The organism is Aeromonas sp. INTO2 (assembly GCF_049860605.1).
Classification (GTDB): Bacteria; Pseudomonadota; Gammaproteobacteria; order Enterobacterales; family Aeromonadaceae; genus Aeromonas; species Aeromonas caviae.
This window is the reverse complement of record NZ_CP187588.1, coordinates 4,546,935-4,567,068: the sequence shown is the minus strand read 5'-3', so window position 1 is coordinate 4,567,068 and position 20,134 is coordinate 4,546,935. Positions and strand designations below refer to the sequence as shown.

Sequence of the window (20,134 nt, the reverse complement as noted above, 5' to 3'; positions counted from 1 at the left end):
TAGCCGTCTATCTGTCCATGGTGACGATTAAATATAACCATAAATAGGTAATGAGCATGATCTAACCCGGGAGTACCCTATGCCCGTCCTCAAGAGGGATACGTGCTTGCTGTTTACCAAAGAGAAAAATAACTATGAGCGTCTACTACACACTCTGCTTCCTGGCAGCGTTGGCGATCTTCATCGCCTTTGCCAACCAGTATGTTGTGAAGATCCAGACCACCATCGCCATCACTGCGGGCTCCATGCTGATCTCCGCGCTGCTGGTGCTGTTTGGCAAACTGGGTTGGTTCAATCTGGAGCCTCTCGCCATCAAGACCATGGAGAGCATCGACTTCCAGAACTTCCTGTTGAAGGGGATCCTGGGCTTCCTGCTGTTCGCCGGCGGCCTTGGCATCAACCTCAAGGCATTGCGTAGCCAGAAGTGGGAAATCACCATTCTGGCCATAGCCGCCACCCTGCTCTCCACCTTCCTCATCGGCTACGGCTTCTGGTTCATCGCCAAGCTGCTGGGCTGGGACCTGCCGCTGGTCTACTGCATGTTGTTCGGTGCCCTGATCTCCCCCACCGACCCCATCGCCGTACTGGCCATCGTCAAGAAGATGAAGGCGCCACCCCAGATCGCCATCCAGATCGAGGGGGAATCCCTGTTCAACGACGGTGTCGGCCTCGTCATCTTCGCCACCGTGTTTGCCGTCGCCTTTGGCGGTGTCGAGCCCACCTTCGGTAGCGTGGCCGGTCTGTTCCTGCACGAAGCCCTCGGCGGCATCCTGTTCGGTGCCGTGCTGGGCCTCATCGCCCACGTGATGATCAGCGCCACCGACGACGGCTCCCTGGAGCTGCTGCTGACCCTCTGCATCCCGACCGCGGGCTTCGCCTTCGCCAACATGATCGGCGTCTCCGGCGCCCTGGCCATGGTGGTGACCGGCATCATGATCGGCAACTGGACCCGTCATTCCGGCTTCTCCGAGCAGAGCCAGCACCACCTGGATCACTTCTGGGAGTTGATGGATCAGTTCCTCAACGCCCTGCTGTTCCTGCTGATCGGTCTGGCACTGGTGCTGCTGGATCTGGCCTGGCGCGACTGGATCCTGCTGGTCATCGCGGTGCCGCTCTGCCTCGCCGCCCGCTTCATCAGCGTCTCCCTGCCCTATGTGGCGTTCCGCAAGTTCCGCAGCTACAACACCTTCTCGGTGCGCATCCTCACCTGGGGCGGCCTGCGTGGCGGCCTGGCCATGGCCATGGCCCTGGCACTGCCATCCGGGGTCATGATGATCCCGGAGCACAACGTCGATCTGCGCCAGGTGATCCTGGTGATGACCTACTCGGTGGTGATGTTCTCCATCGTGGTACAGGGCATGACCATTACCCCCATGATCACCGCCGCCAAGAAGGCCTGCGGCGACGCCTGAGCCCGTCCCTGACCGGCAATGAAAAGGGCTCCCTCGGGAGCCCTTTTGCCGTCCCCGTGGCCGTGAAAAACAGGGAATGACTGGGTGAACGCACAATTAGTGTTTGCTTTTTACACATTTCGAGGAGAGAATGCGCGCCGGCTAGTTAATCAGCCCTGATTATGTTCGCAATGCTTCACCTCACGATGAATCCTGCCAGTACCCGCATAACCTTCTTCTGATTTACTCGCCTTGAGAACCGTTCAGGCTGTCTGCCTGCGTTGCCCGGCTCTCACGGTGCAGACCCGATCTGCCCACTCCCAAGTAGCATCATGCATCCGCGTGGTCCTTGGCGCCTTCCTTGAAAGTGCAGACGCCCCTGAACCGGGCTGGGTATTCCTGCGCGCTCGTCCGCCATCGTGCTGACCGCGCCCATTGACCTGACATTTGCCAATACAAGGAGCAAACACTTAATTTATATAGAGAAATACCATGATGAAACACGTACAAATCCGCAAACCCCTGCGTCGCAGCAAACCCATCAACCTGCCCGTGCAAGAGCACGACGACGATGCGTTCCTGATCCAGTTCAGCACCCGCTTCAGCGGCGGCTTCGCCATCTCCTGTGATGGCATCGCCGGCGAGTTCTCCATCGAAGAGCTCAACTGACCTTGCCTGCCCACCGGCAGCGCCCGATGCAGACAGGCCGCAACTCACGGCGGCCTCCTTGCCTGACGTCATAGTCTGCATGGCCCCGCTCCCAGAGCGGTGGCTAGACCCCGCAAGTCTCCTTGTCCGGCGCCTCCAGCAGCAGGCACTCCTCCTCGCCGGCCCCCAACCTGACCCGTTTGCCCTGACTCAGCCCCAGCTTGGCGAGTAGCCGGACCGAGCGCTCATTGCCCGGGGTGACGATGGCGACCACCCGCTCGATGCCGAGCCGTTCGCGGCCATCTGCCATGGCCGCCCGCGCGGCTTCGATGGCATAACCCTGACCGCGCCAGGCGGGAAGGAAGGCATAGCCGATGTCTTCACAGGGCAGGGTATCGCGCTTGATCAGACCGCAGATGCCGAGCCTGGCCCCGTCTTCCCGCCGCACCACCAGATAGAGTCCGTGACCGTGGCGGGCATAACTGACCGCAGGCCCCTGCTGGATGTAGTTTTCGGCATCCGCCAGGGTACGTACCCCGCGATCGCCGATGTAGCGGTGAAAATCGCCATCGTTGAGCAGTTCGAGAATGAAGGGGGCATCGACAACGGTCAGTTCGCGCAGTTCCAGGCGCTCGGAGAGGATCATGACATGGGCTCGTTCGGCAGTAGAGAGTGTCCAAGACTGCTCCCGCCCCGCTTCCTTGGCAAGACCCGGAGGATATTTTCGCCCCCGGGAGCCGCGTCCCCGCTATACTGCCCACCCCATGGAACAGGCAGGAGAACGGCCATGACCGATACCCCCGAATTTTTTGATGAAGAGACACTGCTGGAGATGGTGGAGAACCAGCTCGCCGACGGCCATCCCCTCCAGGTGAAAGCCACCCTGATGCGCCTGGTGATGAAGGGCACCCCGCGGGAAGAGGCGCTGCAATACATCGCCTGCGCCCTGGGCGCCGAACTCATGGCCATGGAAGCCGAACAGGGCCCCTTCAACCTCGTCCGTTACGGCGAGTTCCTCGACAGCCTGCCCGAGATGCCCTGGGCCGAATGACCCGGGCCGATTAGGCAAGCCCCGGCGCCAGCCATTATCATTACCGCCACCACCAATGACGGGAGTATGGGGATATGCGCTGGCAAGATCGCCGTGAGAGCAACAATGTGGAAGACCGGCGCCAGCAAGGCGGCAACGGGGGCGGCGGCCTGCCCATCGGTGGCAAGGGGCGTCTGATCCTGCTGGTGGTGGTCATGGTGGCGGGGTACTACGGCGTGGACCTCGGCCCCCTGCTGCAGGATCCGGCCCCGCAGAGCCAGCCCCAGCGTCAGAACTCGTCCCAGGCTGCAAACGATCCCCTCGCCCGCTTCACCTCGGTGATGCTCGCCTCCACGGAGGACGCCTGGGGTGAGATGTTCCAGCAAAGTGGCAACCACTATCAGGCCCCCAGACTGGTGCTCTATCGCGGTGCGACCCGCACCGGCTGCGGCCAGGGGCAGTCGGTGATGGGGCCCTTCTACTGTCCGGCCGACAGCACCGTCTACATCGATCTCTCCTTCTATCAGGACCTGCGCGACAAGCTGGGGGCCGACGGCGACTTCGCCCAGGGCTATGTGATCGCCCACGAAGTGGGCCACCACGTGCAGAACCTGCTCGGCATCTCCACCAAGGTGCGCCAGCAGCAACAGGGGCTGAGCCAGGTCGCCCAGAACCGGTTGTCGGTCAAGCTCGAACTGCAGGCGGACTGCTTCGCCGGGGTCTGGGGCCACTACATGGAAAAAGAGCAGGTGCTGGAGCGTGGCGATCTGGAAGAGGCGCTCAATGCCGCCCAGGCCATCGGCGACGACAGGTTGCAGCAGCAAGGTCAGGGCCGGGTCGTTCCCGACAGCTTCACCCACGGCACCTCGGCCCAGCGCCTCGCCTGGTTCAAACGCGGTTTTGACAGCGGCAAGCCCGCCAGTTGCGACACCTTCGCCGCCCGCTGAAGGGGACAAACGCAAAGGGGCCGATTCCTCACGGAGCCGGCCCCTTTCCTTTCTCACCCGAGGGGGTCTTCCCTCATTCGGGATCCTCCGCCAGCAGATCGGTGAAAACGAAGCCGTCCCGCAGCACCGTTTCCCCCACCCGGATGGGCAGGGGATGCAGGAACATGGGGCCGTCCCAGGCCAGGGTGTGAAACTCCCCGTTCTCGCCGCAGGGATCCACCCCGGCGGGCAGGGCAGCCAGGAAGGCCGGGCCAAATTCATGACCACCTAACCCGGCGTCCAGCTTGCCCGGATCCAGGGTGCAGACCCTGGCCTTGAGCCCGGCGTCGATCATCGCCTGCGCCAGCTCGGTCGTGTCGCTGCCCCAGAGCGGGAAGAGCGGCGTGATGCCGGTCCCCGCCAGTTGTCGCTCCCGATAGGCACGCACATCCTCAAGAAAGAGATCCCCGAACGCCATGTGGTGAATGTCCTTGGCCTGCACATCGGCGATGAAGCCCGTCATGATGCGCCCATACTCCTCGTTGCTGCAGGGCCAGGGCAGGTCGATGGTGGTCAGCGGCAAGCCCACGCACTCAGCCTGTGCCAACAACAACTGCTTGCGCACCCCGTGCATGGCCACCCGCTCGAACGCCTGGTTGAGGGTGGTGAACAGCCCCACCACCTCGATGGCCGGATCCTGGCGCAGGCGATGCAAGGCCCAGGCGCTGTCTTTTCCGCTGCTCCAGGAGAGCAGTACCTTTTTCTTCGTCATGATCTCTCCAGCTTCTTGCCGCACCGTGCTGCAAGACAGTGTTGCGAATTGTGCGATTTACATTGCGGGACACAAAAGCATACCCTCGTGGGTGAGCGTATCCCCGCAGCACACCGGGGAGAATAACTAAAAAAACGATGGGAAACATAAGGATATGAGTAAAGTCAGCACATCGCACGACCACGGTCGCCCCCTCAATCGACAGGATTACAAAACCCTGAGCCTGGCGGCGCTGGGCGGCGCCCTCGAATTCTACGACTTCATCATCTTCGTCTTCTTCGCCGTGGTCATCGGCGAGCTCTTCTTCCCGGCCGACATTCCCGAGTGGCTGCGCCAGTTCCAGACCTTCGGCATCTTCGCCGCCGGCTACCTGGCTCGTCCCCTGGGGGGCATCATCATGGCCCACTTTGGCGATCTCATCGGCCGCAAGCGGATGTTCACCCTCAGCATCATCCTGATGGCCTTGCCGACCTTGCTGATCGGCCTGCTGCCCACCTACGCCGTGCTCGGCATCGCCGCCCCCCTGCTGTTGCTGCTGCTGCGGATCCTACAAGGGGCCGCCATCGGCGGGGAAGTCCCCGGTGCCTGGGTCTTCGTGGCCGAGCACGTGCCCGCCCGCCGGGTCGGTGTCGCCTGCGGCACCCTCACCGCGGGGCTGACCGCCGGCATCCTGCTCGGCTCCCTGGTGGCGACCGCCATCAACCGTGGCATGAGCCCGGGCGATGTGAGCGACTGGGGCTGGCGTCTGGCCTTCGTGCTCGGCGGCGTGTTCGGCATCGTCGCCATGTACCTGCGCCGCTGGCTGCACGAAACCCCGGTCTTCGCCGAGATGCAGGCCAACAAGTCCCTGGCCGAGGAGCTGCCCCTCAAGACGGTGCTGCGTGAACACAAGGGCAGCGTCGTCGTCTCCATGCTGCTGACCTGGCTGCTCTCCGCCGGCATAGTAGTGGTGATCCTGATGACCCCGACCTATCTGCAGAAGGTCCACGGCATCAGCCCGGCCGATGCCCTGACCGCCAACTCCCTGGCCATCGTCGCCCTCACCCTGGGCTGCATCGTCTATGGTCGGCTGATCGATGCCATCGGCAGCGGCCCTACCTTCACCCTGGGCTCCCTGCTGCTGGCCGGCGCCACTTATACCTTCTACCACAGCCTGGTAGCCGGCACGGATCAGCTGGTGCCCCTCTACATGCTGGCGGGCTTTGCGGTGGGGATCGTCGGCGCCGTGCCCTACGTCATGGTCAATGCCTTCCCGCCGGTGGTGCGCTTCTCCGGGCTGTCGTTCTCCTACAACGTGGCCTACGCCATCTTCGGCGGCCTCACCCCCATGCTGGTCACCCTCTGGATGAAGGAGGACGTGCTGGCCCCCTCCCACTATGTGGTCAGCCTGGCCGCCCTCGGTTTCGTGCTCGGCATCTGGCTCTGGCTGCGCCAGCGCGGCCAACGCCAGGCCACCCCGCAGGCCGCCTGATCCTTCCCAAGCAAGCCCCGCACTGTCGCAATGCTGTTCACTTAAGCGGAGCCGCATTGCGATTTACCGGAAAACGGGTCTTTGATATCTTCACCGCCCTGGGTCTCGATGGCCTGGGGCGTTTTTCTATGAACATGACGCCTATGCAGCCCCGCAACTCCGCCAACCTCCGTGGCGTATGGGCTGGCGATAACGCGCCCGCCATCACTGCCATCTGGTTCGCGATGAACTGACAGGCAAACTTAAAGCTCACCTCATTGGGCGCTCGCTGATGGGCTACGGCGGCCTGGCTGGCCTCCCGCCTGACCAGATTGTATCCAAGCAGCAATCCCCACAGCTCCTGATAGACCAAGTCCACTTTCTTGCTTCTCAGCGTGATGGCGTTGTGCTGCATCGCGCTTTTGATATCCCGGTATCCCAGCTCGATTTCCCAGCGCTCGTGGTACAGGGTCGCCACCTGAGCTGCACTGAATCGCGCCACGGGCAGGGAGGTAAAGACCGTTTTCTCCTTGCCTGCCACCTCATAGGTCACTGCGCGAACTTGCCAGTGTGTCGGCAACGCCGGGTTTTTCTTGCGAGCCTGAGGCGAGACCGTCATTTGCAACAGACGGTCACCGTCGCCATAGCGCTCAAGTTCCGTGTATACCAGCCCCTTGCGTTCCGGGATGAGCCAGTGACGGTCGGTGTCTTCGGCCTGAATACGCAGCAACAGGTCGGCACCGAAGAAGCCTTTATCCAGCAGGGTCACTGACTTGTCCGGCAATGAGTGAATGAACTCGCTGGCCAGGGGGATTTCCCCTTTGCGGTACGGGCTGATGGCCGCGTTGGCAATGACATGCGAGCGGACATTCATGAGCGTGACCAACCGCAGCATCGGGTAGGGTGTCTGCCGGTTGGTTGAGGTGTTACCCGAGCCGAAATGTGCTCTGAGTTCAGGCATATCCTGGGTTCGGAACAGGGCCCCATCGATGGCAAAGACCTGTAAACCGTGCCAATGGTCTTCAGGATAACGTTCCCGCCCCCACACATCGGCGCACTGTTTGAACAGCCACTCGAGCGGCTGTTTGCCGAGTCGCTGACGGGCCTGAGACAGGGCACTGTCCGCGAGCAAGGCATCATTGGCCAACCCTTCTGCACAGATGTTGAGGCGCCGAGCGACCTCGGAGATGGGCTCATTGCGGAAAAAGGCCATCCCCACGACGAGCCACAAGACCATATCAGAAGGTAAGCGGCGTCGGCGGATAGTGGCCTTTTCAGACAAGGTGGCAGCGGCAGTAATCCATTCGTCGGGAATATGGTCGGCAAAAATGGCCAGCCGAGCCAGCATGTCGCCAGATGCCTCAACAACATCGTTCAGATCGTTTGCAATAGACATAAAAAAATCCGGAACCAGTGATTGGTTCCGGATTGTCCTACAGCAGAAGGATCGGTCAATGGATCCTTAACTGATCAGCATTGCCGCACTGTCGGGGCTTGTTCTTTGCGGATATCATCGACCGGGTGGCGGTCCGCTGCGGACCTGCCAGCTCACCCCAATCCGTCCATCTGCCCGAGGTCCACTATGTTCTTCCAGGCCGTCTTTCTCGCCTTGCTGGCCCTGCTGCCCATGGTCAACCCGCCCACCACGGCCACCCTGCTGCTGGGACTGAGCAAGGGCATGTCCCGCGAGCACATTCGCCGTCAGATCAACATGGCCGCCCTCTATCTGTTCGCCACCCTGTGCGTCAGCTTCTTCATCGGATCCTCCATCCTGGATCTGTTCGGGATCTCCATTCCCGGCCTGCGCCTGGCCGGTGGCCTCATCATCGCCTTCATCGGCTTTCGCATGCTGTTCCCCTCGCCAAACCAGTCTGCCGGAGTCGAGGCCAACCAGAATATCGCCTTCGTGCCCCTGACCATGCCCAGCATGTGCGGACCCGGCACCATGGCGCTGGTGATCAGCGGCGCGGCCCAGATCGCCGAGCTGCCGGCCGAGGCCGATCGCGTCGTCATCTATGCCGCCATGGTCACCGCCTTCGCCCTGATGAGCCTGATCAGCTGGGGTGTGCTCAAGCTGGCAGATCCCGTGTGCAAGATCCTGGGAGCCACCGGCATCGACGCCATGACCCGCATCATGGGTTTCCTGCTGGTGTGCATGGGTATGCAGTTCTGCATCAACGGCGTCAAGGAGGTGGCTCAGGATCCCGTCTTCCATGGCCAGGTGATGGAACAACCCGCTGCCGCCTTGCCGACCCATGCCGGATCCACCGCCCTCGATCATCTCGCCGTGCCGCGCCAGCCCTGATTGAAAACGGTGTCATTTTTCGTGCAAATCCCTCCTGATCTTGCGCCTGATCATATTGCCTTCATCTTGATGGGGTAGTCTGGTTTTTGTACAGGCAGGGTTCAGAAGGTTGCCGCTAGCGTGGCATGTGCTGACCCCATCACTTGAGGAGATATGCAAATGGAAAAGATGCTGACCGAGATTGGAAGCTACAGCCTGTTTCATGAGTATCTGAACGTGGTCGGTGCCGCCAGCCCCGCGCTGACCCGGATCAAGACAGGATGGGAGTTCAAGCGCAAGGATCGCCTGCTCGCCCAGATAAGGGTGGATGATCACGGCCACGCCCGCTTCTTCATCGACGCCCGCGCCATTTCGGTCAACTGACCCGACCCCTTTCCCAGCCCCGGCGCCTGTCGGGGCTTTTTATTGCTTGCGCGTTCCAATAAAAACCCCGGCGCCAGGCCGGGGTTTACAAAGGTGTGTGACCTTACTGGGTGCCGCCCACGGTGAGCTGATCCAGCTTGAGGGTGGGCTGGCCGACACCGACCGGCACGCTCTGCCCCTCCTTGCCGCAGACCCCGACCCCGCGATCCAACGCGAGATCACGGCCCACCATGGAAACCTGGCTCATCGCCTCGGGGCCGTTGCCGATCAGGGTCGCCCCCTTGATGGGCGCGGTGATCTTGCCATCCTCGATAAGGTAGGCCTCGGAGGCGGAGAAGACGAACTTGCCGGAGGTGATGTCCACCTGGCCGCCGCCGAAGTTGGGGGCATAGATCCCCTTCTTCACCGAGGCGATGATCTCCGCCGGATCGTACTGACCCGCCAGCATGTAGGTGTTGGTCATGCGCGGCATCGGCAGGGCGGCGTAGGATTCGCGGCGGCCGTTGCCGGTGAGCGACACCCCCATCAGACGGGCGTTCTGCTTGTCCTGCAGGTAACCCTTGAGGATGCCGTTCTCGATCAGCACGTTGTAACCCCCCGGCGTCCCCTCGTCGTCGATGGAGACGGAGCCGCGCCGACCCGGCAGGGTGCCGTCATCGACGATGGTGCAGTGTTTGGAAGCCACCTGCTCGCCGATGCGCCCGGCAAAGGCGGAGGAGCCCTTGCGGTTGAAGTCCCCTTCCAGACCGTGCCCCACCGCCTCGTGCAGCAGCACACCGGGCCAGCCGGCACCGAGCACCACCGGCATGGTGCCGGCCGGGGCGTCGATGGCCTCCAGGTTGACCAGCGCCTGGCGTACCGCTTCGCGCACATAGCCAAACGCCCGGCTCTCGAGCCCGTCCAGCTCGAGGAAATGGTCGTAACCGAAGCGGCCACCGCCACCCGCGCTGCCGCGCTCACGGCGATCCCCCTTCTCGGCGATGACGGTCACCGAGAGGCGCACCAGGGGGCGCACGTCGGCGGCCAGGGTGCCATCGGTGGCGGCCACCAGGATCTCTTCATAGACCCCGCTGATGGAGGCCATCACCTGATTGATGGCGGGATCCAGACTTCTGGCGAACTTGTCCATCTGCTCCAGCAGGGCAATTTTCTGCTGCTTGTCGAGGGTCTGCAGGGGATCCAGCGCCGGGTAGAGCAGGTTTGCTTCGGTGCGAGCCCATGCTTTTACCTTGCCCTGCGCACCGGCGGCGGCGATGCCGCGAGCGGCAGTCACCGACTGCTGCAGCGCCAGCAGGCTCAGCTCGTCCGAGTAGGCGAAACCGGTCTTCTCGCCGCTGACGGCGCGCACCCCCACCCCCTGATCGATGTTGTAGCTGCCATCCTTGACGATGCCGTCCTCCAGCATCCAGGACTCGTGCCAGCTGCGCTGGAAATAGAGGTCGCCGAACTCCACCTGATGGCTCATCAGGCTGCCGAGCAGCTGTTGCAGCCGCCCTTCGTCGAGATCGTTCGGGGCCAACAGGGAGGCACTAACCTGGCTCAATAGACTCAAATCTTTCTCTCCACTCTCATGCGAGATGTCGTAACGGTTAAATCCACGGCCGCGGGCTCACAGCAGGCGGGCGTGTTGCAGCACCGGCATGGTGCGTTTCAATTCATCGACCAGGGCCCCATCCAGCGGCGCCAGCACAGTGCCCTGCCCCGACGCCCTACAGGCCAGCACCCGGCCCCAGGGGTCGATCACCATGCTGTGGCCCCAGGTCTGGCGCCCCGTCTCGTGGGTGCCCCCCTGGTTGGCGGCCACCACGTAGCACTGGTTCTCGATGGCACGGGCCCGCAGCAGAGGTTCCCAGTGCGCCTCGCCGGTGACGGCGGTAAAGGCGGCAGGCACCAGCAGCACCCGGGCACCGGCCCTGGCCAACTGGCGGTACAGCTCGGGAAAGCGCAGATCATAACAGATAGAAAGGCCGAGGGGACCAAAGGGGGAGTCCACCAGCACAGGCTGATCACCCGGGCTGAAGGTCTCCGACTCCCGGTAGCGGCCGTGATTGTCCGCCACGTCCACGTCGAACAGGTGGATCTTGTGGTAATGCCCCTTGAGCTCGCCGTCGGGATCGAACACCAGGGTACTGGTGTGGATGTGGTCGGCACCGGCGATGGCGGTGGGCATGGCCCCGGCCACCAGCCAGATGCCGTGGGATTTGGCCCAATCAGAGAGTTGCTGCTGGATTGGGCCATTTCCCAATGGCTCTGCCCCGTCCAGATACCCCTGCCGCTCGCCAAAGAGGGCGAAGTTTTCCGGCAGCAGCACCAGCAAGGGGCGCTCCCCGGGCAGACTCGCCAGCTCGGCGGCGATCCGCTCCCGGTTATCCTGCCAGGTACGACCCGAAATCAACTGCATGGCGGCTAGCCACATGACGCGCTCCTTCTGTTGGGCGAGCCGGTGACCGGTGACAGAAGGCCTTCTCGGCTCGCGGGGCAATATCTGCACTATGAGGGGTTTGGCGGCCGGGGGAAAGTCCCCCTGCCCGGTACATGCCCTCAGCGCTGACCCGAGCCCTGATGCTTGGGATCGAGCAGGAAGGGGGTGACCTCCTTGGCGGGCAGGCCGGGCGCCACCGCATCCACCGCATCCTTCTGGTGCTGGTTGAGCTTGATGCGGGCGCGATCCCGCCCCGCCTCCACCAGCCTGGGGGCGTCCAGCGGGCCGGAGACCCGAAAATCGATGCGGGTCACCACGTCCACCACGGGCTCCAGCAGCTTGGAGAGGGCCAGCACATAGAGCCCGGTGATGGGGGTCAGGGAGAAGGCCGCCACCACCGGCAGGGTGCCCCCCAGGTTCGGGGAGAAGCTCAGATCAAAGTCGAGCCGCCAGCGCACCAGATCCGCGATGCCCTTGCCCCGCAGGTTGCCCGCGGCCCCCTTCATGTAGAAATCGTTGTTCTCCACCACCCCCTGATTGACCTTGGCGGAGGCGGACATGGACTCGAAATAGAAGCCCTTGTCGAACACATCGCGAAAATCGAGGCGCAGCTTGCGCATCAGGGAGTCGAGGCTCAGCAGGGAGAGCAGCCGGGCCCCCTTGTCGTTGACCTCCCGCAGGGTGCCGCCCTCCAGCTGGTAGTCTGCGCTGCCCGCCAGAGTCGGCAGGCTCAGGCGGTAGGGCACGTCACGCCAGTTCAGATCCAGCGCCAGCTTGCCCGGGGCATCCCCGATGGGCGAGGTGTAGCCGAGCCGCTTGAGCAGCAGCTCGCTGTTGCGGGTCTCGAGGTTCACCCTGGCACGGGTCTGCATCTGGCTGCCACGGGCCAGCCACTCGGCGCTGCCGCGCAGGGTGCTGCCCGCCAGGCGCATCTCCAGTCCCTTGAGATCCAGCCGGTTGGCCCCGGGCAGCAGCTCCCCCTTCACCTCACCCAGGGGCAGCTCGCCGAAGCGGCAATCCACGCAGCTGAAGGTGAGCCAGGGAATGGCGTCCATGATGGCCCTGTCCTGGCGCTCATCGGGATCCGGGCTGAGATCGGTCCCCTTGCCGGACCAGTAGATGCGGGCAAACTTGGCATCGATGGGGCGCCCATCGGCCACCGGCACCCGCACCACCCCCATCACGTCGGGGCTGTCGATCATCACCTCGGTGGCCTGGTTCACCGGCCCCAGGGTGAAATGTACCGCCTTGAGGCTGGCACTGCCGATGTCGGCACGGGCCAGCTGGCCATCCACCCACCACTCCTGGGGCAAGAAAGAGGGGCCCACCACCGCATTGTCACTCGGCGCCGAACCGGCCGGCAGCCACTGCTTGAGACGGGCCAGCCAGCCGGCTACGTCCGCCTGCTGCTGGTTGATGGCGAGCAGCATGGGCTTGTCCTGCATCACCCGCGCCCCGGGCTGGCCGATATTGACCCGCACCCGGCTGAGATAGGGCACGCCGTCGCCGTACACCAGGCGGCTCTGCATGTCGATGTCCGCCCCCAGCACGGCGCGGATGTCGGCGCTGCCATCCCGCCCACGGGCCGTCACCTTGAGGGGCAGCCGGGTACCCGCCGCCTTGGTCAGGGGCACGGGCAGATCCAGCCCCATGCCCTGCAGGTTGGAGTCCAGCGCCAGCTGGAAGCTGAACGCCTTGTTCTCGGGCAGGGTCAGCCCCAGGGTACCGGACCAGTTGCTGCGCCCCTGGAGCATCTCGAGGGCCGGTATGTCCCGGCGCTGGCGGCGGCTGTCCCACTGCCCCTGGAACTTGAGGTCGGCCTGATAGCCGTGGGGCAGTTGCCGCCCCTGATAATCCAGGGTCAGCGGCTGGTTCCACAGGCTGGCCTTGAGGTTGTGAATGCGAGTCTGCTCGTTGTCATACTCGAGCGTCCCTGCGACCCCGTCGAGGGGCAGATCCAGGGAGGCGATCCTCACCTTGTTGTCCTTGAAGCTGGCTTCCCCGCTGGCCTTGACCTCCCCCTCGCCATCCAGCGGTATGTCGAGCTTCACCGTGCCCTTCATGGGGCCGCGGATCTCCACCTCCCGCAGCGCCTGACCGACGGATCCCCCCAGCGGCGAGTCCTGCAAATAGTCGCTGATGGCCTTGCCCTCGCCCTCAACCCTGGCATCCACGTAGAGGTGAGCCCCCGGATAGAGGTCCGGGATCCAGGCGTGCACCGAGTCGGAGCTGGCCTTGCCGAGCTGGGTGGCGCGGCTGTTCATGTCGAGGCTGGCGTTCTGGAACAGCAGATCGATCTGCAGGTCGGTCAGCGGCTGCCAGCCCGGGAAAAACTCGTAGGTGGCCTGTTGCAGCGGCACCGCCACCTGGAAGACGCCCTTGCCGTTGTCGTAGGGGAAGTCACGGAATTCGCCGTACCAGAGCAGGTCGGCACCCTTGGCCTTGCCCCCCTTGATGGCGCCGCTCAGGTAGCTCACCAGCCCCTCATCCATCACCGCCAGGGGGTAGTAGCGATCCGCATGGGCCGCGTTCTTGACGTCGATGCGCCCGGTCAGGGCGAGGAAGGGGTGCTCGAACAGCTCGAGGCGAAACCGGCTGGCGAGGCGCAAATCCGGGTTGTCCAGGGCAATGTCCTGGCCATAGAGCACCCAGCCTTGCGGCGCCCGCCACCAGTCGAGGGCCGCACTCAGGCTGTCCACCGGGATGGGTTCCTTGAAGTGGCGAGCCGGATCCACCTTGCCCTTGCCCAGGGTCAGGCGGGCACGCCCCCCGTTCGGGGTCAGCCAGAAGTCACCGTCCAGCTTTTGCAGACCGGGCACATCGTGCCAGGCCCGGGTCTCGAAGCCGCGCAGTTGCCCCTGCACAGAGAGCCCCTGCCAGTCCCCGTCGGCTTGCAGGACCAGCTCCTGCAACTGGCCCCTTGGCCGGGTGCGCTTGAGGGTCTCGGTCAGCTCGGGATAGAGGCCGGAGACCAGCTGGCTCAGGTTGGCAATCTGGTCGAGATCGATGGCGGGCACATAGCCCTGGATGCGTGAGCCGATGCGCTCGAGCTGCAGGCGGCTGTGCAGCCAGGTGGCGCCATCGAGCTTGAAGGTGACGTCGTGGCTGGCGAGCTGCCACGCCTCGCCGTCCCGGCGCAGCTGGATCTTGCCCCCCTGCAGGTCGAGGCGGTGCGGCTCCCCCTTGATCTCGTCTTTCCAGATCAGGTGGTTGTTGCCAAAGGCCAGCAGGGAGTTGCCGAGCCTGCCCTTCTCGAACTCGCTCCAGAGCTGGAAGTCGAGCTGGCCGCTCACCGGTGGCGCGCCGGCGTGGATCCGGGCCAGCATGGGGCTGATGTCCAGCTCCCGGGCCCCCAGATAGAGCTGGCCCTTGAGGCGGTCGAGCCGCACCTCGGGGGCATCCACATCGATGATGAGGTCCAGGGTGCTCTCTCCCACCCCGTTGATGAGATAGGCCTTGCCGACCCCCTGATGCCGCTTGCCGCGGTTCTGCCAGCGCAACTGGGCGATGTCGAGGGCGCGCACCTCCCCCAGTGCCGTGGTGAGGCTCAGGCGTGTGTCGTGAATGTCGAAGGTGGAGAGCTGGGTCAGCAGGAAGTGCAGCAGGGCCTCCTGCTGGTTCGCGCTCTTCCCGCTGACGGGGGTGGCGGGCTGGGTCATGTCCAGCGCGATGTTGCCGTCGCTCAGGATCAACTGGCCAAACACCGGTCTGAGCTCGTTGAGGGAGCGCCAGAAGTCGAGGTGGGCCCACACCTTGCCAAGGCGCAGGGAGAAACGCCCCGAATCGGGGGCGATGGCCAGTCCTTCCAGCCCGATGGCCGGGCCGCGGGGAGTCCACTCCAGCCCGACGTGATCCACGCTCACCTCGAGCTGGCTCTCCCCGAGCAGGGTCCCTATCACGGCCGCCCGGTGCTGGTTGAGCAAGGGGCCGCCCAGTCGTACCACGCTGACCAGAACGGCCAGCAGCACGAAGAAGACTCCGAGGGCCAACCAGCCCCGACTCAGCCAGCGATAGACCAATTACATCATCACCACATCGAACTGTTCCTGCCCACAGAGCGGCTCGGAGACCACCCTGACCTGCTTGCCGATGAAGACTTCCAGCTCCGCCAGACTGTGGGACTCCTCCCCCCGCAGGTAATCGGCCACCGAGGGGGCCGCATAGACAGTGAACTGATCCGCGTCGTAGGCGCGGTTGACCCGGATGATCTCCCGCAGGATCTCGAAGCAGACCGACTCCACCGTCTTGACCCGGCCGCGCCCCTTGCACTCGGGGCACTCGGCGCAGAGCACGTGCTCAAGGCTCTCCCGGGTGCGCTTGCGGGTCATCTCCACCAGCCCGAGCTGGGAGAAACCGTTGACGTTGGTCTTGGCCCTGTCCTTGGCCAGCGCCAGCTCCAGGCTGTGCAGCACCCGGCGACGGTGATCCTCGGACTGCATGTCGATGAAGTCGATGATGATGATGCCGCCGAGGTTGCGCAGGCGCAGGTGACGGGCGATGGCGGCGGTGGCCTCGACGTTGGTGTTGAAGATGGTCTCTTCCAGATTGCGATGGCCGACGAAGGCCCCGGTGTTGATGTCCACCGTGGTCATGGCTTCGGTCTGGTCGATGATGAGATAGCCGCCGGATTTGAGCTCCACCTTGCGCTCCAGGGCCCGCTGGATCTCGTTCTCCACATCGTAGAGATCGAAGATCGGCGACTCGCCGGTGTAGTACTCCAGCTTGTTGGCAAGCTCGGGCACGTACTCCTCGGTGAAGCGCTTGAGCTGATCGAAGCTCTGGCGCGAGTCGACCCGGATCTTGTCGAGCTCGGCACCGACGAAGTCACGCACCACCCTGAACGCCAGGCTGGGATCCTCGTAGAGGATCTTGCAGGGGGGATACTTCTGCTTGCGCTCGAGGATCTTGCGCCACAGGCGCTTCAAGAAGGCGGCGTCCTGCTCCAACTCCTGCTCCCCCACCCCTTCGGCGGCGGTGCGGATGATGTAGCCGCCCAGTTCGTCCACATAGCCGGCCACGGTGCGCTTGAGGCGCTCGCGCTCCGCCTCGGATTCGATGCGCTGGGAGACCCCCACGTGGGCACTGCCCGGCATGAAGACCAGATAACGGGATGGCAGGGTGATGTCGGTGGTGAGGCGAGCCCCCTTGGTACCGAGCGGGTCTTTGACCACCTGTACCATGATGTCCTGCCCCTGGCGCACCAGTTCGGCGATGTTGCCGGCCTGGAACTGCTCCTTCTCCTTGATCGCCACGCACTCGGTATGGGGGACGATGTCGGAGGCGTGCAGGAAGGCGGCCTTGTCCATGCCGATGTCGACGAAGGCGGCCTGCATGCCGGGCAGCACGCGGCTGATCTTTCCCTTGTAGATGTTGCCCACGATGCCGCGCTTGGCCTGACGCTCCACATGCACTTCCTGCAGCAGACCGTTCTCGACCAGGGCGACCCGGGTTTCGGAGGGGGTGACGTTTACCAGCAGTTCTACCGACATAAGTTACCTTGCCTTTCTAGTTTTGAATTCTGGCACGACGAACAACGGGTAACTCAGCAGCGCACTGCTGACGAGAGGATTACCGGGTCTGCTCGAGGTGCTGCTTGATCAACAGGTCCGTCTCCAGCAGGGGCAGGCCGACCACGGCACTGTAGCTCCCCTCGAGGCGACTGACGAATTTGCCGGCAATGCCCTGGATAGCGTAGGCGCCCGCCTTGTCGCACGGCTCGCCGGTGCGCCAGTAGGCTTCGATCTCGGCCTCGTCCAGCTTGCGAAACGCCACGTTGGTGGTGACCAGCCGCACATCGCACCGCTCCGGGGTGGCCAGGGCCACCGCCGTCATCACCTGGTGTACCCGCCCGGAGAGGGCTTCCAGCATGTCCTTGGCGTCCAGCAGGTCGGAGGGTTTCTCCAGCACCCGCTCCCCCAGCACCACTATGGTGTCGGCCCCCAGCACAGGCAGCGCCGTGGGCGCCGCGGCCACACCGGCCATCGCCTTGTCGCGGGCCAGCCGGCAAACGTAATCCTGGGGCTTCTCACCGTCGTTGCGCAGCTCCGGCACATCCAGCTTGAGGACCTCGAAACGGTAGCCCAGGCGGGTCAGAAGCTCGTGCCGGCGGGGGGAGCCCGAGGCGAGATAGAGTTGCAGTTCGTTGTGCTTGTTCATACTTCACTCAATGAGACGATGCGCAGTTACAATGCGTTGTTTTTATTCACATTCACTTGATATTGAAGCGACGCCGCACCTTGCGCAAGACCATAAAAATCCAGGGCCATATTAACATCGTCGTCAACGTCGACCAAAAGTAGGCGAAGTTGAGGCTGGCCCGGCTGAACAGATGCTCCGCCCAGAACACGGTGATCTTCCCCACCAGGGAGAGCAGACCGATGATCAGCGCCTGCTGCCAGAGGGAGAAGTTGCGGATCTTCTGGAACTGGAAGGCCGCCAGGTAGGTGGTGATGGCCATGGCCATGGCCCGCACGCCGAGGGTGCTGCCGAGCAGCACGTCCAGCAGCAGGCCCGCCACCCAGGCGGTGCCGACGTTGGTCCGGTGCGGCAGCGCCAGCGCCCAGTAGATGAGCACCATGGCGAGCCAGTCCGGACGGAAGGGTTCGAATTGAAAGGGAAGCGGCAGGATGGAGAGGCACAGGGCCAGCAGGATCGAACACCAGATCCAGATCCTGCCGCTGGCGGGTTGCAGCATCAGCGCGTCGCCCCCGCCGCCGAGGTTGCCGTGGCCGCCGAGGCGCTCGCCGCAGGCTCAAGGGCATCCTTGTCGTGTACTTCCGGTTTCTTGTCGGTCCACAGCAGCAGCAGGTAGCGCAGACGGTCCAGCGCCACCAGGGGCTTGGCCTCGATCTGGGCGAAGGGCTTGCCCTCCACGTAGTCGGAGCGGGTCACGGTCGCCACCGGATAACCTTCCGGGAAGCGGCCGCCCAGGCCCGAGGTGACCAGCAGATCGCCGACCTGGACGTCGGTGTTGCGGGGCAGGTTGCGCAGCTCCAGCTTGTCCAGCTCGCCGCTGCCGGAGGCGATGGCGCGCAAGTCGTTGCGCAGCACCCGCACCGGGATGCCGTGGCTGGAGTCGGTGATGAGCAGGACGCGACTGGTGGTGGAGCCCACGTGGAGCACCTGACCGACCACCCCCTGATCGTTGATCACCGGCTGGCCGTTGTAGACGCCATCCAGCGCCCCCTTGTTGATCAGCACCTGATGGCTGAAGGGGTCGGAATCCACCGACAGCAGCTCGGCCACCATCTTGCGGGACTCCTTGTGTACCGGCGACCCCAGCAGCTCGCGCAGACGCTGGTTCTCGTGCTCCAGCTGATCCATCTTGAGCAGGCGCGAGCGCAGGGTGAACAGTTGCTGCTCCTGCTGCTTGGTCTGCTCGATGAGATCGGCGCGGGTCTGCACCTGGGTCGACATGGTGTCGAGCAGGGTGCCGGGGGCGTTGGCAATGTATTGCAGCGGGCTCACCAGGGAGCTCAGATAAACGCGGACATGGCTGAACACACCGAAGCGGGAATCCGCGACGATGGCAGCGACAGAGATGATGACGGCGAGAAACAACCGTAACTGAAGCGAAGGGCCTCTACCGAAGATGGGTTTCATGAGTCGTCAAAAAAGAGCCGGCGCTCGGCCGGCTTTGGGTCTTATTCGTAGTGGAACAGATCGCCACCGTGCATATCGATCAGCTCCAGCGCCTTGCCACCGCCACGGGCGACACAGGTGAGGGGATCTTCAGCCACGACGACCGGGATGCCGGTCTCTTCCATCAGCAGACGGTCGATGTCTTTGAGCAGGGCGCCACCACCGGTCAGCACCATGCCGCGCTCGGAGATGTCGGACGCCAGCTCGGGCGGGGATTGCTCCAGGGCCACCATGACGGCGGAGACGATGCCGGAGAGTGGCTCTTGCAGCGCTTCCAGGATCTCGTTGGAGTTCAGGGTGAAGCTGCGGGGCACACCCTCGGCCAGGTTGCGACCGCGCACTTCGATCTCGCGCACCTCTTCGCCCGGATAGGCGGAGCCGATCTCGTGCTTGATGCGCTCGGCGGTGGCTTCCCCGATCAGGCTGCCGTAGTTGCGACGGACGTAGCTGATGATGGCTTCGTCGAACTTGTCGCCACCGATACGGACGGACTGGGAGTAGACCACGCCGTTCAGGGAGATGATGGCCACTTCGGTGGTACCGCCACCGATGTCCACCACCATGGAACCGGTCGCTTCGGAGACCGGCAGGCCGGCACCGATGGCGGCAGCCATGGGTTCATCGATCAGGTAAACCTCGCGGGCGCCGGCGCCCAGAGCGGATTCCTTGATGGCGCGACGTTCCACCTGGGTGGAGCCGCAGGGCACGCACACCAGCACGCGCGGGCTGGGGCGGAAATAGTTGTTGTCGTGAACCTGTTTGATGAAGTGCTGCAGCATCTTCTCGGTCACGTAGAAATCGGCGATCACGCCGTCTTTCATCGGGCGAATGGCGGAGATGTTACCCGGGGTACGACCCAGCATCTGCTTGGCGGCATGACCGACAGCAGCGACCGATTTGGCGTTCCCGCGCTCTTGGCGAATGGCGACAACTGAGGGTTCGTTAAGGACGATCCCTTGATCTTTTACATAGATCAGGGTGTTGGCAGTTCCCAAGTCGATCGACAGATCGTTGGAAAAGACGCCTCTGAGCTTTTTGAACATGGCTACGGGAAATCCTAAGAATTTGGAGGTGCAGAAAACCGGCTAACTTTACCAATGCCCACCCCAATGGGCAAGCGCTCAAACTGTCGCCAATCAATCAGGCGCGACAAAAATGCGAGTCATCACTCACCCGCTCAGGCCGA

General features: G+C 63.6%; 18 protein-coding genes. 7 read left to right on the top strand and 11 right to left on the bottom strand.

Features of this window, described 5'->3' with window-relative positions; translation table 11 throughout:
* Positions 1–134 precede the first annotated feature (134 nt).
* Positions 135–1,412 (top strand): cation:proton antiporter, encoded by a 1,278-nt coding sequence (locus tag ACPW74_RS21680; RefSeq protein WP_042880492.1) that lies wholly within the window; start codon positions 135–137, stop codon positions 1,410–1,412.
* Between the two features lie 471 nt (positions 1,413–1,883).
* The gene (locus ACPW74_RS21675) at positions 1,884–2,060 is read left to right on the top strand and encodes a hypothetical protein (protein ID WP_010672653.1); all 177 of its coding nucleotides are present in this window, start codon (positions 1,884–1,886) and stop codon (positions 2,058–2,060) included.
* Positions 2,061–2,163: 103 nt separating this feature from the next.
* On the opposite strand, the gene ACPW74_RS21670 is transcribed toward ACPW74_RS21675, so the two are convergent.
* On the bottom strand, positions 2,164–2,685 hold the full coding sequence (locus ACPW74_RS21670) for a GNAT family N-acetyltransferase (RefSeq protein ID WP_049637292.1): 522 nt from the start codon (positions 2,683–2,685) through the stop codon (positions 2,164–2,166).
* 141 nt (positions 2,686–2,826) lie between these two features.
* On the opposite strand from ACPW74_RS21670, the gene ACPW74_RS21665 reads away from it, so the two are divergent.
* Together ACPW74_RS21665 and ypfJ are read left to right on the top strand one after the other, a co-directional pair.
* Positions 2,827–3,090 carry a hypothetical protein gene (locus tag ACPW74_RS21665; RefSeq protein WP_039040440.1) on the top strand — a complete coding sequence of 88 codons (264 nt, stop codon included), beginning with the start codon at positions 2,827–2,829 and terminating at the stop codon, positions 3,088–3,090.
* A gap of 74 nt (positions 3,091–3,164) precedes the next feature.
* Positions 3,165–4,016 (top strand): KPN_02809 family neutral zinc metallopeptidase, encoded by an 852-nt coding sequence (gene ypfJ / locus ACPW74_RS21660; protein WP_279981013.1) that lies wholly within the window; start codon positions 3,165–3,167, stop codon positions 4,014–4,016.
* Positions 4,017–4,089: 73 nt separating this feature from the next.
* Here the strand turns inward: ypfJ and ACPW74_RS21655 are convergent, their stop codons facing one another.
* Complete coding sequence (locus tag ACPW74_RS21655) at positions 4,090–4,767, bottom strand: adenine nucleotide alpha hydrolase (RefSeq protein WP_279981012.1); 678 nt, start codon at positions 4,765–4,767, stop codon at positions 4,090–4,092.
* A 154-nt stretch (positions 4,768–4,921) separates the two neighbouring features.
* On the opposite strand from ACPW74_RS21655, the gene ACPW74_RS21650 reads away from it, so the two are divergent.
* The gene (locus ACPW74_RS21650) at positions 4,922–6,238 is read left to right on the top strand and encodes an MFS transporter (RefSeq protein WP_279981011.1); all 1,317 of its coding nucleotides are present in this window, start codon (positions 4,922–4,924) and stop codon (positions 6,236–6,238) included.
* Between the two features lie 37 nt (positions 6,239–6,275).
* Here ACPW74_RS21650 and ACPW74_RS21645 read toward each other — a convergent pair whose 3' ends face one another.
* A complete protein-coding gene (locus ACPW74_RS21645) occupies positions 6,276–7,613 on the bottom strand; it encodes an IS4-like element ISAeme15 family transposase (protein ID WP_425858397.1) in 1,338 nt (445 codons plus the stop codon).
* A gap of 186 nt (positions 7,614–7,799) precedes the next feature.
* Here ACPW74_RS21645 and ACPW74_RS21640 point away from each other — a divergent pair, with 186 nt between their 5' ends.
* On the top strand, positions 7,800–8,522 hold the full coding sequence (locus ACPW74_RS21640) for a MarC family NAAT transporter (RefSeq protein ID WP_279981010.1): 723 nt from the start codon (positions 7,800–7,802) through the stop codon (positions 8,520–8,522).
* A gap of 159 nt (positions 8,523–8,681) precedes the next feature.
* Entirely contained in the window at positions 8,682–8,885 is a 204-nt protein-coding gene (locus tag ACPW74_RS21635; protein WP_041212219.1) for a hypothetical protein, read from the top strand.
* A gap of 103 nt (positions 8,886–8,988) precedes the next feature.
* On the opposite strand, the gene tldD is transcribed toward ACPW74_RS21635, so the two are convergent.
* The 8 genes from tldD to ACPW74_RS21595 form a co-directional block, all read right to left on the bottom strand.
* Positions 8,989–10,437 (bottom strand): metalloprotease TldD, encoded by a 1,449-nt coding sequence (gene tldD, locus ACPW74_RS21630; RefSeq protein WP_201922196.1) that lies wholly within the window; start codon positions 10,435–10,437, stop codon positions 8,989–8,991.
* A gap of 57 nt (positions 10,438–10,494) precedes the next feature.
* Positions 10,495–11,301, bottom strand: coding sequence for a carbon-nitrogen hydrolase family protein (locus ACPW74_RS21625; RefSeq protein WP_043154366.1), 807 nt, complete (start codon positions 11,299–11,301; stop codon positions 10,495–10,497).
* Positions 11,302–11,426: 125 nt separating this feature from the next.
* On the bottom strand, positions 11,427–15,326 hold the full coding sequence (locus ACPW74_RS21620) for a YhdP family protein (RefSeq protein ID WP_279981008.1): 3,900 nt from the start codon (positions 15,324–15,326) through the stop codon (positions 11,427–11,429).
* Complete coding sequence (gene rng, locus ACPW74_RS21615) at positions 15,327–16,796, bottom strand: ribonuclease G (RefSeq protein ID WP_010672637.1); 1,470 nt, start codon at positions 16,794–16,796, stop codon at positions 15,327–15,329.
* A gap of 79 nt (positions 16,797–16,875) precedes the next feature.
* The gene (locus tag ACPW74_RS21610) at positions 16,876–17,463 is read right to left on the bottom strand and encodes a Maf family protein (RefSeq protein WP_010672636.1); all 588 of its coding nucleotides are present in this window, start codon (positions 17,461–17,463) and stop codon (positions 16,876–16,878) included.
* Between the two features lie 52 nt (positions 17,464–17,515).
* Positions 17,516–18,001 carry a rod shape-determining protein MreD gene (mreD, locus tag ACPW74_RS21605; RefSeq protein WP_010672635.1) on the bottom strand — a complete coding sequence of 162 codons (486 nt, stop codon included), beginning with the start codon at positions 17,999–18,001 and terminating at the stop codon, positions 17,516–17,518.
* The gene (mreC, locus tag ACPW74_RS21600) at positions 18,001–18,909 is read right to left on the bottom strand and encodes a rod shape-determining protein MreC (RefSeq protein ID WP_029313545.1); all 909 of its coding nucleotides are present in this window, start codon (positions 18,907–18,909) and stop codon (positions 18,001–18,003) included. The genes mreD and mreC overlap by 1 nt, the downstream gene beginning before the upstream one ends.
* A gap of 41 nt (positions 18,910–18,950) precedes the next feature.
* The gene (locus ACPW74_RS21595; RefSeq protein ID WP_005308111.1) at positions 18,951–19,991 is read right to left on the bottom strand and encodes a rod shape-determining protein; all 1,041 of its coding nucleotides are present in this window, start codon (positions 19,989–19,991) and stop codon (positions 18,951–18,953) included.
* Positions 19,992–20,134: the final 143 nt, after the last annotated feature.

Bases quoted from the DNA above. Each gene is read 5' to 3' on its own strand.
- mreC (WP_029313545.1), bottom strand. From the start codon at position 18,909: ATGAAACCCATCTTCGGTAGAGGCCCTTCGCTTCAGTTACGGTTGTTT.
- ACPW74_RS21635 (WP_041212219.1), top strand. From the start codon at position 8,682: ATGGAAAAGATGCTGACCGAGATTGGAAGCTACAGCCTGTTTCATGAG.
- ACPW74_RS21610 (WP_010672636.1), bottom strand. From the start codon at position 17,463: ATGAACAAGCACAACGAACTGCAACTCTATCTCGCCTCGGGCTCCCCC.
- ACPW74_RS21640 (WP_279981010.1), top strand. From the start codon at position 7,800: ATGTTCTTCCAGGCCGTCTTTCTCGCCTTGCTGGCCCTGCTGCCCATG.
- ACPW74_RS21595 (WP_005308111.1), bottom strand. From the start codon at position 19,991: ATGTTCAAAAAGCTCAGAGGCGTCTTTTCCAACGATCTGTCGATCGAC.
- ACPW74_RS21670 (WP_049637292.1), bottom strand. From the start codon at position 2,685: ATGATCCTCTCCGAGCGCCTGGAACTGCGCGAACTGACCGTTGTCGAT.
- ACPW74_RS21645 (WP_425858397.1), bottom strand. From the start codon at position 7,613: ATGTCTATTGCAAACGATCTGAACGATGTTGTTGAGGCATCTGGCGAC.
- ACPW74_RS21650 (WP_279981011.1), top strand. From the start codon at position 4,922: ATGAGTAAAGTCAGCACATCGCACGACCACGGTCGCCCCCTCAATCGA.
- rng (WP_010672637.1), bottom strand. From the start codon at position 16,796: ATGTCGGTAGAACTGCTGGTAAACGTCACCCCCTCCGAAACCCGGGTC.
- ACPW74_RS21675 (WP_010672653.1), top strand. From the start codon at position 1,884: ATGATGAAACACGTACAAATCCGCAAACCCCTGCGTCGCAGCAAACCC.
- ACPW74_RS21625 (WP_043154366.1), bottom strand. From the start codon at position 11,301: ATGTGGCTAGCCGCCATGCAGTTGATTTCGGGTCGTACCTGGCAGGAT.
- mreD (WP_010672635.1), bottom strand. From the start codon at position 18,001: ATGCTGCAACCCGCCAGCGGCAGGATCTGGATCTGGTGTTCGATCCTG.
- ACPW74_RS21680 (WP_042880492.1), top strand. From the start codon at position 135: ATGAGCGTCTACTACACACTCTGCTTCCTGGCAGCGTTGGCGATCTTC.
- ypfJ (WP_279981013.1), top strand. From the start codon at position 3,165: ATGCGCTGGCAAGATCGCCGTGAGAGCAACAATGTGGAAGACCGGCGC.
- ACPW74_RS21665 (WP_039040440.1), top strand. From the start codon at position 2,827: ATGACCGATACCCCCGAATTTTTTGATGAAGAGACACTGCTGGAGATG.
- ACPW74_RS21655 (WP_279981012.1), bottom strand. From the start codon at position 4,767: ATGACGAAGAAAAAGGTACTGCTCTCCTGGAGCAGCGGAAAAGACAGC.